Here is a 14,810-nt window from a genome sequence, read left to right on the forward strand (position 1 = left end):
AAAAGCGCCGAGTATATATCGGCGCTTTTTTGGTTTTACTGTATCGTAAGGGGGCAGTGTCAATGCACTGTCGTTTCAATGTTTAGGCTATCGGTCCAGTGATGAATGGCGCAAGGCTTACCTAAGTAAAAGCCTTGGTAATAATCCAAATCAAGTTGATACATCGCTTGCAGCTGCACGTCTTCTTCTACCCCTTCTATGATCACTTTTGCTCCCATATGAGCCGCGAGCTCAACGGCGCTATGTATGGAAAAGGTTTCTCCGGCGCAGTAATCAAGTAGATAAGAGCGATCGATTTTTATGATGTCAGGGCAGAGCTGCTGAACACGTGCGATATCAGAATGTTGAGCGCCAAAATCATCGATAGCAAAGATAAAACCATTCGCTCTCATTAACTGCACGGCTTTGATCAGTAAATCAGTATCACCGCATGACTCTTCGACTACTTCAAACACCACGTCTGATGGGCTCATACCAAGTTCGGAAAGGCGCTTGTAAAGCAGGCCGTTGTCTTTAAAGCCCATGTCTTTGGTTAGGGTGAGTAGGGTTTGAGGCATGACATTGAGAAACAGTTTGATAGGCGTTCCTGCGAAACAGCGTGCAAAATTTCGAATGTGCATTGCTCTGGATAAAAACTCAACACACAATCGAAAGTAGGGATCGAGGCCATTGTTGGCCAGAAATACATCAGGACGAATTAACGAACCATCAATGCCACGAATTCGCAGTAGAGCTTCCATTCCAATAATACGCTGGTGCTTATCAAAAATCGGCTGATAAACACTGTGAAAAGTGAATTGATTGAGAACTACGTAATATTCACCAAGATTATCTTGCTTAATGTATCGCTCGTAGTCCGATTGATTCTTTAACTCCATGAAAAACGCCGAAAATTTAGCATCTTTTCAATGTAACAGGATGCAATTCTGATTTGAAGATTCAAATGTGTCTAATTACATATACGGTTGAGTTAATTTGAAATGGATTCCGATTTTGCTTCAATGTAGCGAAAAATAAGTGACAACCCGAAACAAATCAAAAAGTAAGCAAGGCCGACAATCAGCCAAATTTCAAAGATATATCCTGATGAGTTTGCCATCTCTGTCCCAACGAAAGTCATTTCTTGTATAGAAATTAGCGAAACGATGGAGGTGTCTTTCACCAAAGAGATGGTTTGACCGGCAAGTGCAGGTGTTATTGCTTTAAGCACTTGCGGCGCGATAACGAATCGGTACTTCACCCATCGAGACAAGCCCAATGAATCCGCCGCTTCCCACTGTCCTTGGTCGATACTTTGTAAACCTGCACGCACCACTTCTGCAACGTAGGCAGAAGAGAGTAGGCCGACGCATAACACGCCAGAGGCAAGATTTTCCCAAAGGTTATAAGGCCCAAAAAGAAAGCTCTGTAGCGCATTTGGTTCGCTGTTATAGTTTCGTAGAATATCTTCCAAACCGAGTAATGGGATCAATTGGTTGGAAATGAAAAAGTAGAAGATGAAAACAAACACCAGCGGCGGAATGTTTCTCACCAATTGGATAAACGCATTAGCAGGTGTGCGCAACCAAACGGAGCGAGAGAAGCGTGCTAAGCCTAGCAACGTGCCAAGCACTAACGCGAAGCTGATGCCCCAAATACTGAGCCTTAACGTCGAAATCAAACCTTGGAAGAAGTAGGGCAAACCACCATCGGATCTTGGCGTAAAAAGTAGTTCAAACGCCTCTTTCCACTGCCACAAATAATGTACACCAACAGTGGAGCGATGGTACAGCCAAACGCCACCAATACCACAGATAATAAGCAGTACCCAATCTAGCGTGTTTAACCGCGATAGAAAGGAACCTGTGTTGGAATTAGTGGGTACTGTGCGAGTGGTGGTTTGTTCGCCCAAAAATTTGACTCCGATAGATGATGAAAAAGTAAAATGGATGATTGGAAAGTATAGGCTCGCGAAGACCACGAGCCACTCAGATTACTGACCTTGCGCGACTTGATCTTGCCAATCTAATGTCGAGAACCAGTATTCATAACGTTGTTTTAACCATCCATCTTGGGTTCTTGCTTCAATCCATTTATTGAAAAAGGCTTTTTTATCTTCTTCCCCCAAACGAACTGCAAAGGCTTCGTTACCTTTTGATAATCGCTCAGAGAATGGAAGGAATAGTTTGTCGCTGTGTTTCACTGTCTCATGCTCTGGTTTTGGGCTAGAAGCGATGACCGCATGGGCGTTACCATTCAGCACCTCTTGGAACGCTTGAGCGTCATCATCAAATTGCAGAATCTTCGCTTTCGGGAAGGTTTCTCTGGCTACTTGAACGGTGAACGCACCGCGACGAGCCGCTATTTTTACGCGTCGTGAGTCAAAATCGGAGAATTCGCTAAAACCTGAAGCCAGCTCTTTGTTCGCTGCCACTTGAACTCCAGAGTGCGAGTAGGGCTCAGTAAACAACACGCTTTTGGAACGCTCGGGCGTGACCGACATGCCACCGATAATCACGTCGAACTTTTTCGCCAGTAGTGCGGGAATAATGCCATCCCATGCAGTCGGTACAAATTCCACTTTCAAACCTGAATCTTGTGCTAAGCGTTTGGCCACATCGATTTCAAAACCGATTAACTCACCTTGCTTGTTGCGCATTGCCCAAGGTACAAATGTTGACATACCAACGCGCAAAGTGCCTCGTTCTTTGATTTGATCTACATTGGGGGTGGCAACGTCTTCTTTCGCGATTGTAGGCATAGCGATGGCTAACCCTAATAATGCAGTAATGGTCGCTTTGAATAACTTCATGTTATCTCCTTATAATTTGCGCCAACTGGCTCCGAGTTTGTGTTCTAGCCATGCAGACAAGCCAGAAAGTGATAGAGTGAGAGCAAGATAAATTGCTGCCACGGTAAACCAAATTTCAAACGGCATCGCCGTCTCAGAGACGATGTTGCGTGCCTGTGTTGTTAAATCAAAAATCGCCATCACGCTTACAATGGAAGAGTTTTTGATCAAAGAAACCACTTCATTGGTTAATGGCGGTAATGTGCGCTGTAAAACCTGAGGCAAAATCACGTCTTTGTAGGTGTAAAACGGTGACAGCCCGAGAGTTTTTGCTGCTTCGAATTGCCCTTTAGGAATACTGTTTAAACCTGCACGGAATATTTCCGCGGTATAGGCACCTTGGAAAAGGGACAATGCCAAAACGGCGGTGCTGAATCGGTCCAAACCAATCACGGGGCCAAACACGAAGTAGAGTAAATAGATTTGCACCAACAACGGCGTGTTACGTATGACTTCGACATAAGTGGTACCAATAACATTGCCGACTTTCGAATCGCTAAGCCTTAGTAACGCGGTGACCAACCCCAACACTAAGGTGAAGAATAGACTAATGGCCGAGATGTTAAGCGTGACCAATAGCCCATCGATAAGTTCTGCCGGCCACCATTCGCCATCTTCATAAAAAGCTATGTAATCAGGTACGCGCTCCCATTGCCATTGATACCCCATAGCGTCGGCACCAGAGTCTAACACCCACACAATCGCGATGAAGAGGAGCGTCATTTGTAGTAAAGCTTGAAGGACAGGTTTGATTACGCGAACTATCATCAGTAACTTAAAATTTGGTTCAAAAATGCTTGGGTTCGTGGATGCTGTGGTGTCTCAAATAAGGCGATCGGTGAGTTCATTTCCACTATTTGGCCTTCATCCATAAATACCACGCGGTTCGCTACTTTTTTGGCAAATCCCATTTCGTGCGTGACACAAATCATCGTCATTCCGCTTTGAGCCAGCTCAACCATGACATCCAATACTTCGTTGATCATTTCCGGATCAAGCGCCGAAGTTGGTTCGTCAAACAGGAGCAAATCCGGTTCCATACACAAGGAGCGAGCAATCGCGACGCGTTGCTGCTGACCGCCAGAAAGCTGGATAGGGTACTTACTCGCTTGCTCTTCAATATTGACGCGCTTGAGGTAATGTCGTGCGCGTTTTTCAGCTTCTTGTTTTGACAATTTGAGTGTGCGAATCGGCGCTAAGGTGAGGTTTTCCAGTACAGTCAAATGAGGAAAAAGGTGGAAGTGCTGGAACACCATGCCGATTTTACCGGGCTTGAGAGATTTTGCGTGAGAAGGCTGGTCGAATACATGAAGCTGGCCTTCTTGAATCGATTCAAGATGGTTGATGCAACGAATGAGCGTTGATTTTCCTGAACCAGAAGGGCCACACACCACGACGATCTCGCCAGAATGCACGGAGAAGTTGATATCTTTTAGAGCGTGGTAATCGCCATACCACTTGTTTACGTTGCTAAATTCAACAACAGGAGTGTTCTCTTTCAAAGGGGCACGCTATAAAGGAAAAATATCCTTCTACAATAGCAAGTTGTGCGCATTATTTCATTAAGAACAAGCTTATATTCAGGTTCTAAGATTAAGAACCTGCTCACTTTAGTGCTTGATAAAGTGATGTTTTAAGAATTAGACACAGAGGCTCTTACTAATAAGTCAGTTCAACTGAGATACGGATAACGAACTACGATGGCAACAACGGACATTACCATCAATGTTTGTGCGGAATAGTAGGTCACCATGACGACTTGTCGGGAAAATACGGATCGTCCCCCGAAGCGTTCAAAAGCTAAGACGGTACCAGAAACGATGAAGATAAAGCTTCCGAGCACTGCAAACGAGGACGATTGTGTTTTTCCACTCAAATAATACTCGATAGCAGCCCAACACATGGTCATCAATACCAATATGTAGCTGGCAACCGGGAGCTTTTCTTGACCAAGGTCCGGTCGAAACAACCAATAGAAACATACACCGAGGCCAAATAAAGCAATAGGGAGCCAAGGCGTAAAATGCCAAGCGGACATGATGGTAAAACCGTAGCTATAGGAAAGATGGGCAGAGCAGAAGAGCACTAATCCGGTAATAAACTTATCTCTAGGGAGCATTAATAGTAGATCACCAAGCAACGAGAGCGATAAGCCAATCAAAATCCAATGCGTATATGGCATATGATAGGCAGGAGACTGGATTAAAATTCCTAACATACAGAGCACTGGTAATGGTTTGGATACGTAGAAGACCCACTTAGGACCTTTACGGATACTGATGATATGTATGAATGCTAATACGACAACAACTAGCCACATAAAATGGATTCTCGAACAGACAAGCTAATGTAGTGGATAACTACAACAAATAAAAGGTCCATTAAATGAGTAAGTTAGACCTTTGAATTCAATTTTATTTTTGTTTGTGTAAAGCTGGACAGTTGTCTCTTTACTGACCTACACGATCAATGAGTTTGTAGGGATTAATCGTTATTTTGAGGAGTTCCCGAATTTGAACGTGATGAAGCTTACAAAATAGCATAAAAAAACGGTATTGTGACCGTTAAGTCACAATACCGTTAAACCCTAGAAAGGGCAGTGAACTGTTTTTGCTGTTAGGCAACAGCGAGCTCTAAAATTTCACGACTACGTTCAAGAGTAATCGCCTGGTTTTCACCGAGAACGGTCATTCCGTGTTTATTGAGTTGTTCGATGATGGCATCGATCGCTTGTTCACGACTTTCACCATAGTTTTCTAGCTTAGTTGCGACATCAAGTTGATGATAAAACGCTTCGATCGCTTCGATGGTACGTTCAGCAAGATCGTCTCCAGCTTCAAGTCCAAATACGTTGCGACCCATTTGCTCTAGTTTAGGACGTTTAAATTGCATTTGGTTGCGAAGTAGCGATGGTTGGACGATTGCAAGAGAACGTGCATGATCGACGCCCCATAGAGCCGTTAATTCATGGCCGATCATATGTGTCGCCCAGTCTTGTGGAACGCCACTACCAATTAACCCGTTCAATGCTTGGTTAGCAGACCACATTAAGTTTGCGCGCCACATATCGTCGTCTCGCTCGGCAAACTGTTTTCCGAGTGTTTTTAAGGTTTTCAGCAGTGTTTCTGCATAACCATCTTGAACCATTGCGCCGGTAGGAAGCGTCAAGTATTGCTCACATACGTGCACCCACGCGTCAACAATGCCGTTGATCAACTGGCGTTCTGGCAATGTTTTCATTACATCCGGGTCTAACACAGCAAATTTAGGCTGTACTGCTGGAGACATGAACGGAAGTTTGTCTTGAGTTTCTTTTTTAGTGATAACTGCGCCCATGTTTGACTCTGAGCCTGTTGCTGGCAATGTCAAAATTGCAGCTAGAGGCGTCGCTTCAGTGACTTGGTGTTTACCAATCATGATATCCCAGCCATCACCATCATACTTAGATGCTGCTGCTACGTATTTAGAGCCATCAATGACTGAACCACCACCTACAGCAAGAATAAAGTCAACACCATGTTCTTTTACCATTGCGACCGCTTTATCGAGCGTTTCTTTGGTTGGGTTGGGTTCAACACCAGAAAACTCTAGCCATTCATGTCCCTCTAGTGCTTCTGAGACTTGGTCGTACACGCCATTTTTTTTAATTGAGCCACCGCCGTATACCACTAAAACTTTTTGGTCGGATGGGATAGCTTCTTTGATTGCAGCGATTTGTTTTTGACCAAAGAAAATCTTGGTTGGGTTTACATAAGAAAAGTTCATTATTAGCCCTCTTGCTTCCAGTAAAGGAGATTGAATACGTGCATATTAGTCCTGATTAACGTTCGTTAACAGGTCGATTTCTGCAAATAATTTGCCTATTTCTACAAAATTAATGCTCTTGAACTAGAAAGTTAAAGTTGAGAGGAAGTATAGTGCTCACAATAATAATAGAGACCAAACTCGTTGGTCATTGATGGAGCGCTCTAATGCACACTCTCGCAGATATCATGCAGCAATATGTTGAAAAGCAGGGACTGCATGACTTAGAAGGTATGAAGAAAACCGCAATAGATGGCGTATGGTTTTATCGCAGTAGCAAAGGAAATCATCGACAGCCGTTTGTCTATCAGTCTGGCATTATTGTTTTAGGTCAAGGATATAAGAACATTCATATTGGTGATACACCTGTCCAATATGGGCCCGATGATTACCTTGTCGTAGGAGTTCCCATGCCCCTGGAGTGCGAAGCGTTTGCGACAAACAATGAGCCTTTACTTGGCATCTCGATAGATATTTCGCCAACGCTTCTTCATAAGCTCGTTAAAAAACTTGAGGCTGAGAAATTCAGTAATAAGTGTCTGGATGCTACCCGTTGCGGCCTTAAATCGGTACGCATGAGCGAAGGTATGCTGGATGCATGCAAGCGACTAATGAGAGCGTTGTGTAATGAGCTTGATGTTGTCATGCTCGGTGATCTACTTCTTGAGGAAATTGTTTATCGCACTTTGGTAAGCAAAGAAGGGTATGTTTTATTTGACTTAGCACACCAAGAAGGCTCTTACGCTAGAGTGGCCAAAGCACTGAATCGTGTTCATCAAGCGTACCATGAACAGTTGAGCGTACAAACATTGGCAGAAGAAGCCAATATGAGTGTGTCTGCTTTCCATCAAGCTTTTCGCAATGTCACGCTTGAATCTCCGTTGCAATACATTAAGAAAGTTCGACTTAATAAAGCGCGCGAGTTGATCCAACTGGAGGGGAGACGAGTCAACGATGCCGCGAGACTGGTTGGGTACACAAGCCCATCACAGTTTAGTCGTGAGTACAAGCGCCATTTTAATGAAACGCCAAGGTCAACAAAGGCTTAGTGATCTTTATTTCAAAATAACGACTTTTTTTGCCTTTTTTATTAATTTGCGAGTGACATATTTATTTGATTTATAAAATTAGTTACTGGTGCCAAATAATAGGTACGTTGTTGCAAGCATTTAGTGGATTGTTGCGAGGCGGTGTGGAAAACTCGTAAATAGATAGTGTGAAATCACCAACTTGTACTTAAGTTATTTTACGTCGAAATAAAAGTATAAGTGCGCTTTGTTTAGCGCATTTAGTATTGTTTTAACAATAACTTAAGGAAGAGCGATTATGCACCTTAAAAACGGCAACGCAGTGAAAAGCGTGTTCACACTAAGCACTCTCACCGCTTCTTGTCTTATGGCCTTCAATAGCTACGCAGCGGTTGACTGTGCCCCTCTAGAAACTTGGCAATCATCAAAAGTTTATAACGGTGGTGACCAAGTTCAACATGAAGGTAATGCTTACAAAGCACGCTACTGGACGCAAAACAGTAACCCAGCGCAATCTGGTGAGTGGGGCGAGTGGGAAACACTTGGCGCATGTGATGGCACTGGACCGGTTGATCCACCTCAGAATGAAGTCCCGACTGTTACTCTAACATCGCCTTCTGCGTCGGCTTCTGTGACTGCAGGGGATGTTGTTAACCTAGCTGCAGATGCAGCTGATACCGATGGTACTGTTAGAAAAGTAGAATTCTTTGTTGATGGCGTATTAGTTGGTCAGGCAACGTCTGCGCCTTATGCTGCGTCATGGACAGCGACTGAAGGCCAGCACGAATTCTCTACTAAGGCGTATGACGATACAGGTGCAGTAAGCACAGCAAGCGCTGTGACGTTAACTGTGGCACCAGCACAATCTGGTAACGAAGCGCCGACAGTGGATGTTGCACTTTCTGCGACTTCTATTGACTTGGGTGGCTCCGTCACACTGACTGCGAATGCCGCAGATGCGGAAGGCACCGTTGCTAAAGTTGATTTCTATGTGGCGGGTGTCCTTGCTGGCACCGCAACAACTGCACCATACACGCTTGATGTAACGCCTTCACAAGCTGGTTCGCTAAGTGTTTATGCGAGAGCAACCGATGATGCCGGAGCAACTGCAGATTCTGCACTTGCGACGTTAACGGTAAACGGTGGTGCGGTGACATCTAACTGTCGCCCTGATGGCTTGTATCAAACAACGGGTGTAGACGTTCCTTACTGTTCTATTTATGACGAAGAAGGTCGCGAGAAAATGGGCGCCGATCACCCACGTCGTGTGATTGGTTACTTTACTAGTTGGCGCGCAGGTGAGGACCCTCAATCGACTTACCTTGTTAAAGATATTCCTTGGGAGCAACTTACTCACATTAACTACGCGTTTGTGAGCATTGGTTCTGATGGTAAAGTAAACGTTGGTGACGTTAATGACCCTAACAACCCTGCTACGGGTAAAACTTGGCCTGGCGTTGAGGTAGATCCTGCTCTTGGCTTTAAAGGTCACTTTGGTGCGCTAGCGACTTACAAGCAAAAACATGATGTTAAAACGTTAATCTCTATCGGTGGTTGGGCTGAAACGGGCGGTCACTTCGATACGAACGGCAATCGTGTAGCTGATGGTGGCTTCTACACCATGACGACGAATGCGGACGGTTCTATTAACCATGCAGGCATCGAGAAGTTCGCAACTTCTGCCGTTGAAATGATGCGTCAGTACAAGTTCGATGGTCTGGATATCGACTATGAATACCCGACATCAATGGCTGGTGCTGGTAACCCTTACGACAAAGACTTCATGGAACCACGTCGTCAGTATCTATGGGCGTCTTACCAAGAGCTGATGAAAGTATTGCGTGAGAAACTTGATGCGGCATCCGCGCAAGATGGCATTCATTATATGCTGACTATCGCAGCACCATCTTCAGGTTACCTACTGCGTGGTATGGAAACCTTCGATGTAACTAAGTACCTAGACTACGTAAACATCATGTCTTACGACTTGCATGGGGCTTGGAATGATCACGTTGGTCACAACGCAGCATTATTCGATACAGGTAAAGACTCGGAGCTAGCCCAGTGGAACGTATACGGCACTGCTGCATACGGTGGTATCGGTTACTTGAACACAGACTGGGCTTACCACTATTTCCGTGGTTCTATGCCAGCAGGTCGTATCAACATCGGTGTTCCTTACTACACCCGTGGTTGGCAAGGTGTTACTGGTGGTGAAAATGGTCTGTGGGGCCGAGCAGCACTGCCAAACCAAGCTGAGTGTCAACCTGGTACCGGTGAAGGTGAGAAAAACAACTGTGGTCACGGTGCTATTGGTATCGACAACATGTGGCACGATACAGACCCTAAAGGCAACGAAATGGGCGCTGGCTCTAACCCAATGTGGCATGCGAAGAACCTAGAAAATGGTATCTGGGGCTCTTACGCAGCCGCTTACGGTCTTGATCCAGTTAACGATCCTTCGGATAAGTTTGTTGGTACATATACTCGTCATTACGATAGCGTTGCGGTAGCGCCTTGGTTGTGGAACGCAGAGAAGAGCGTGTTCCTGTCTACGGAAGATAAAGCTTCTATCGAAGTGAAAGCTGATTACGTTATCGATAAAGAAATCGGCGGTATTATGTTCTGGGAACTGGCAGGTGACTACAACTGTTACGTACTGGATGCAAATGGTAATCGTACGGCAGTAGATGCAACTGAACAAGCTTGTGCGGCTGGTAATGGTGAGTACCATATGGGTAACACTATGACCAAAGCTATCTACGACAAGTTTAAGTCTGCAACACCTTACGGCAATAAAGTCGCGACGGGTCCAACACCAACAGAAGCGGTAGACATTGCAGTCAGCGTTGGCGGCTTTAAGGTTGGCGACCAAAACTACCCAATTAATCCGAAGATCACGTTTACGAACAACACTGGTCAAGCGATCCCTGGTGGTACTGAATTCCAGTTTGATATCCCAGTATCAGCTCCTGATAACGCGAAAGATCAATCAGGTGGCGGTTTGAAAGTCATTGCTTCTGGACATACTCGTGCAAACAACATCGGTGGCTTAGATGGCGTAATGCACCGCGTATCGTTCTCTCTACCTGCTTGGAAAGATTTACCTGCGGGCGGTACTTACGAGCTTGATATGGTTTACTACCTACCAATCTCTGGTCCGGCTAACTACTCAGTGATTTCTGGTGGTAAAGAGTTTGCGTTCAAGTTTGAACAGCCAGAACTACCAATTGGCGACCTAAATGCAGGCTCGGGTGATGGTGGTACTACTGAACCAGGTACGTGTGATACGACAGGTTTAGTGACATACCCAGCTCTACCACAAACGGATTGGGCTGGTAACCCAAGCCACGCTAACCAAGGTGATAAGATCATCCACAACGGTGTGGTTTACCAAGCGAACTGGTGGACAGCGGCTGAGCCGGGCACAGATGGTAGCTGGTCAACGGTATGTAACATCTAATTATTATGTATTATTTGTTATAGCCTAACGTTAATAGGCACTTAAACAAAAGCGCACGATGATGATCGTGCGCTTTTTTGTTGCGATGGTTTGTCGTTTAGTCGAATTGGTAACTTTCGGGTATGACGACAATACCTTTGTCTGAGATTTTAAATCGCTTCGCATCTTCTAGTTTGTTGATGCCAATTTGAGTATGTGGCGGAATACGAACATGTTTATCAACTATGCAGTTGACCAACTGACTTCCTTCACCGACCTCTACGTCATCAAAAATGATGGAATCGACTACCGTGGCACTGTCTTGAATGCGTACGTTAGAGGAAATAATGGAATGCTGTACTGAGCCTCCAGAATTGATGACACCGGTAGCAATGATGGAGTTAATAAAAATACCTTCATTGCCCGTGGCTGACGATACGGTACGAGCTGGTGGAAACTGCGGCTCGTAAGTACGAATCGCCCAATTGGATTGATATAGGTTCATTGGTGGTACAGGCTCTAGCAGATCCATATTCGCTTCATAGAAGGAATCAATGGTACCCACGTCGCGCCAATAGCAATCTTTATCGACGCGCCCTTTACTGCCACAGAATTGATAAGCGTAAACGGATTCCGTATCAATCAGCTTAGGTATGATGTCTTTTCCAAAGTCATGACTTGATGAATCGAGTTTTGAGTCGTCTTCGAGTGCTTCTTTTAAAACATCCATATCAAAGATATAGATCCCCATAGAAACGAGGCTTCTGGTTTTACTTCCTGGAAGGGTAGGTGGGCATTCTGGTTTTTCTATAAATGAAGTAACTAGCCCGTTTTCTGCGGTGCCCATTACCCCGAATGCTGAAGCATCCTCTACGGGAACATCCATACAGGCAACGGTGAGCTTAGCACCTTTCTCTTTATGCTCTTCAAGCATTGCGGCGTAGTCCATTCGATAGATATGATCGCCGGATAACACAACCACATACTTCGCGTCATTGCGCGATAGTAACCACATGTTGTGATAAATCGCATCAGCGGTTCCTTCATACCATGCACCACCTTTGCGCATTTGAGGTGGAACCGCAGTGATGTACTCGCCAAGCTCTGGATTGAATATCGACCAACCATCTCGCAAGTGTTTTTGAAGTGAATGAGATTTGTATTGGGTCAAAACAAGGATTTTACGTAAACCTGAGTGTAAACAGTTGGTTAGTGTGAAATCTATAATTCTATACTTTCCGCCAAAAGGTACTGCTGGCTTGGTTCTATCATCGGTGAGTGGGCTGAGTCTAGACCCCATCCCTCCAGCTAAAATTACGGCGAGTGCGTCTTCCATATTATTCCCTTTCCCTTTTTTGCATGCATCAAAACGGTGCTAACCAGGAGGAAGTGGTGTACAGCGCAGAGGTTTTGAAAGTGCATGTGCTGATGTGTTTACTACTGCAAACTTTAGTACAAGATTCGAGCCATAGAATATCTCTTTAAAAATCAAAGGGGTTAAAAGTTCATCGCAAGGTAATTGCACCACATTAGTGAAGTGCTAAGTAGGCCGTGCATCAAATTGGCGCAAGATTATAGGGAAGGGGAGAAAATAAGTATGGATTTACAATGTAAAGTGAGGATAAAACAGTAAGATAAAGATAATCAAGCACGCCTCTTCGTCTGTTCAAAGTGAGTGGATATAGAAGTAAACCACTCACTCTTTAAACGTGCTTCCTTTATAGTCAACTATACGTTGACGTTACACTAAGAGAGACCGACGATATTTCCTTCATCATCAAGGTCTAAATTCATAAATGCAGGTTTATCAGGCAAACCTGGCATCGTCATCACCGTGCCTGATAACGCATACACAAACCCAGCGCCAGCACACAGACGTAACTCGCGGATAGGGACTGTAAAACCTGTCGGCGCTCCTTTGACAGCGGAATCTGTTGTTATCGATAGTGGAGTTTTCGCTATGCAAACCGCTAAGTTGTCAAAACCTAGATTTTCAAAATGGTTGAGCTGTTCAGTAGCAAGGGAACTCATTTCTATATTGGCGGCACCATAGCCAGCTTCACACACAGCCATAAGTTTTTCGTGTAACGATTGTTCTTTATTGTATAAAGGACGAAACTCTGTAGGCTGGGTACAAGCGTCAATAACATGTTGAGCTAACTGAGTAGTGCCTTGCCCGCCTTGCGCAAAAGCGGTGCTGATAGCGACTTTAACTTCCGGATTAAATTTCTGAACCAGCTCTTTAAGTATTTTAAGCTCTTTCTCACAATCTTGCGGAAACTGGTTAATAGCGACAACAGCTGGAATGCCATATTTATGGACGTTATTAATGTGCCATTTTAAGTTTTCAAATCCCGCTTCCAATGCTGCTTGGTCTGGATTAAAAATGGAATCTGGAATGGCCATACCTGGTCGTAAATCGTAGTGTCCAGAATTTGCTTTGAGGCCGCGTAATGTTGCTACTATCACTACACAATCTGGCGCCTTGCTGGCGGCGGCAGCTTTAATGTTACACGCTTTCTCAAATCCCATGTCCGAACCAAACCCCGCCTCTGTTACGGTGTAACTTGATAGTTTTAGCGCGATATCGTCGGCAATAATAGATGAATTTCCATGGGCGATGTTTGCAAACGGGCCTGCGTGAATCAACGTAGGAACACCTTCTAGAGTTTGCATCAGTGTCGGTGCAATGGCCTCTTTTAATGTCACAGCCATTGCTCCTGCAACTTGCAGATCCTCAGTGGTTACCGGGTTTCCGTTCAAATCGTACGCTACGACAATTTTCCCGATACGCTGACGTAAATCTTTCAAATCTTTAGCCAGTGCAATGATAGCCATTAACTCAGACGCGGCAGAAATATCGAACCCTTCGTCGCGTTCGTATCCATTGATGGCTTTTCCTGGCTCATTTAACCCAATTTTGACTTTACGTAGTGCACGATCATTATGGTCCATTACTCGTTTCCAAGTAATGCTTGCCGTATCGATTTTAAGTGCCTTTAATCCAGTACGTGCCTCAAAGGCATCATAGCCTTCGCGTTGTTCATGATACAAGCGAGCATCAAGCGCGGCTGAAGCTAGATTATGCGCCGCCGTCACCGCATGGATGTCACCAGTAAGGTGCAAGTTCAGTTCTTCCATTGGAGCAACTTGGGAATAACCACCGCCAGCAGCACCGCCTTTAATACCGAATACAGGTCCCATAGAAGGTTGTCTAATACATGCGATAACGGATTGTCTAAGCTTAGCTAAACCTTGCGCCAGTCCGACTGTTGTAACGGTTTTTCCTTCGCCAAGTGGGGTAGGAGTGATCGCAGTAACAAGCACAAGCTTACCGTTATCATTCTCTTTGAGCCGCTCCAAACATTTTGGATGGACTTTGGCTTTGTGCTTCCCGTGAGTGTCATATTCTTCGGGTAGTAACCCTACTTTTTCCGCAATAACATCAATAGAATAAAGTGGTGTGTTTCGGCAAATTTCAATATCTGACTGCATGGATAATCCCTAAAGTGACTCGCAGGTAGTGTTGAAAAACAATCTGAGTTGGAGCAAGTATTATTGTTGGGCAAACGTTTGCTCGGTGATGGTACTGTTTCGATTCGGTATGTAAAGAGTTTACTGCTCTATACTGTGCTACATACTAACAAAATCTACTAATTACTGCGCCAGATCAAAACAAAAAGGCCACCAAATGGTGACCTTGATG

At 44.7% G+C, this 14,810-nt stretch carries 11 protein-coding genes; 2 read left to right on the forward strand and 9 right to left on the reverse strand.

The window, feature by feature from the left end; all coding sequences use genetic code 11:
* Positions 1 to 59: 59 nt before the first annotated feature.
* The 7 genes from MSG33_RS03150 to MSG33_RS03180 all read right to left on the reverse strand — a co-directional run bounded on the left by MSG33_RS03150 (position 60) and on the right by MSG33_RS03180 (position 6,595).
* Positions 60 to 878 carry an EAL domain-containing protein gene (locus MSG33_RS03150; RefSeq protein WP_046876068.1) on the reverse strand — a complete coding sequence of 273 codons (819 nt, stop codon included), beginning with the start codon at positions 876 to 878 and terminating at the stop codon, positions 60 to 62.
* A gap of 92 nt (positions 879 to 970) precedes the next feature.
* A complete protein-coding gene (locus MSG33_RS03155; RefSeq protein ID WP_248379820.1) occupies positions 971 to 1,891 on the reverse strand; it encodes an amino acid ABC transporter permease in 921 nt (306 codons plus the stop codon).
* 81 nt (positions 1,892 to 1,972) lie between these two features.
* Entirely contained in the window at positions 1,973 to 2,791 is an 819-nt protein-coding gene (locus tag MSG33_RS03160) for a transporter substrate-binding domain-containing protein (RefSeq protein WP_062730990.1), read from the reverse strand.
* 9 nt (positions 2,792 to 2,800) lie between these two features.
* Positions 2,801 to 3,598, reverse strand: a complete 798-nt coding sequence (locus MSG33_RS03165; protein ID WP_248379822.1) for an amino acid ABC transporter permease — start codon at positions 3,596 to 3,598, stop codon at positions 2,801 to 2,803.
* Complete coding sequence (locus MSG33_RS03170; protein WP_020835258.1) at positions 3,598 to 4,332, reverse strand: amino acid ABC transporter ATP-binding protein; 735 nt, start codon at positions 4,330 to 4,332, stop codon at positions 3,598 to 3,600. The genes MSG33_RS03165 and MSG33_RS03170 overlap by 1 nt, the downstream gene beginning before the upstream one ends.
* 170 nt (positions 4,333 to 4,502) lie before the next feature.
* Positions 4,503 to 5,150, reverse strand: a complete 648-nt coding sequence (locus tag MSG33_RS03175; RefSeq protein ID WP_048625012.1) for a lysoplasmalogenase — start codon at positions 5,148 to 5,150, stop codon at positions 4,503 to 4,505.
* A 296-nt stretch (positions 5,151 to 5,446) separates the two neighbouring features.
* Positions 5,447 to 6,595 (reverse strand): iron-containing alcohol dehydrogenase, encoded by a 1,149-nt coding sequence (locus MSG33_RS03180; RefSeq protein WP_248379824.1) that lies wholly within the window; start codon positions 6,593 to 6,595, stop codon positions 5,447 to 5,449.
* Between the two features lie 206 nt (positions 6,596 to 6,801).
* Between MSG33_RS03180 and MSG33_RS03185 the strand changes: the two genes are divergently transcribed.
* Both MSG33_RS03185 and MSG33_RS03190 read left to right on the forward strand, forming a co-directional pair.
* A complete protein-coding gene (locus tag MSG33_RS03185; protein WP_248379826.1) occupies positions 6,802 to 7,683 on the forward strand; it encodes an AraC family transcriptional regulator in 882 nt (293 codons plus the stop codon).
* 277 nt (positions 7,684 to 7,960) lie between these two features.
* A complete protein-coding gene (locus MSG33_RS03190) occupies positions 7,961 to 11,125 on the forward strand; it encodes a glycosyl hydrolase family 18 protein (protein ID WP_248379828.1) in 3,165 nt (1,054 codons plus the stop codon).
* Positions 11,126 to 11,222: 97 nt separating this feature from the next.
* On the opposite strand, the gene glgC is transcribed toward MSG33_RS03190, so the two are convergent.
* Together glgC and MSG33_RS03200 are read right to left on the reverse strand one after the other, a co-directional pair.
* Positions 11,223 to 12,440 carry a glucose-1-phosphate adenylyltransferase gene (gene glgC, locus MSG33_RS03195; RefSeq protein WP_006742254.1) on the reverse strand — a complete coding sequence of 406 codons (1,218 nt, stop codon included), beginning with the start codon at positions 12,438 to 12,440 and terminating at the stop codon, positions 11,223 to 11,225.
* A gap of 410 nt (positions 12,441 to 12,850) precedes the next feature.
* The gene (locus MSG33_RS03200; RefSeq protein WP_248379830.1) at positions 12,851 to 14,599 is read right to left on the reverse strand and encodes a formate--tetrahydrofolate ligase; all 1,749 of its coding nucleotides are present in this window, start codon (positions 14,597 to 14,599) and stop codon (positions 12,851 to 12,853) included.
* Between the last annotated feature and the right edge of the window lie 211 nt (positions 14,600 to 14,810).

Source organism: Vibrio sp. 1CM7H (genome assembly GCF_023161645.1).
In the GTDB taxonomy this organism is placed as follows: domain Bacteria; phylum Pseudomonadota; class Gammaproteobacteria; order Enterobacterales; family Vibrionaceae; genus Vibrio; species Vibrio diabolicus.

Excerpts from the sequence above, each read along its gene's own strand:
- MSG33_RS03190 (WP_248379828.1), top strand. The coding sequence starts at position 7,961 with ATGCACCTTAAAAACGGCAACGCAGTGAAAAGCGTGTTCACACTAAGC.
- MSG33_RS03185 (WP_248379826.1), top strand. The coding sequence starts at position 6,802 with ATGCACACTCTCGCAGATATCATGCAGCAATATGTTGAAAAGCAGGGA.
- MSG33_RS03165 (WP_248379822.1), bottom strand. The coding sequence starts at position 3,598 with ATGATAGTTCGCGTAATCAAACCTGTCCTTCAAGCTTTACTACAAATG.
- MSG33_RS03175 (WP_048625012.1), bottom strand. The coding sequence starts at position 5,150 with ATGTGGCTAGTTGTTGTCGTATTAGCATTCATACATATCATCAGTATC.
- MSG33_RS03180 (WP_248379824.1), bottom strand. The coding sequence starts at position 6,595 with ATGAACTTTTCTTATGTAAACCCAACCAAGATTTTCTTTGGTCAAAAA.
- glgC (WP_006742254.1), bottom strand. The coding sequence starts at position 12,440 with ATGGAAGACGCACTCGCCGTAATTTTAGCTGGAGGGATGGGGTCTAGA.
- MSG33_RS03160 (WP_062730990.1), bottom strand. The coding sequence starts at position 2,791 with ATGAAGTTATTCAAAGCGACCATTACTGCATTATTAGGGTTAGCCATC.
- MSG33_RS03200 (WP_248379830.1), bottom strand. The coding sequence starts at position 14,599 with ATGCAGTCAGATATTGAAATTTGCCGAAACACACCACTTTATTCTATT.
- MSG33_RS03150 (WP_046876068.1), bottom strand. The coding sequence starts at position 878 with ATGGAGTTAAAGAATCAATCGGACTACGAGCGATACATTAAGCAAGAT.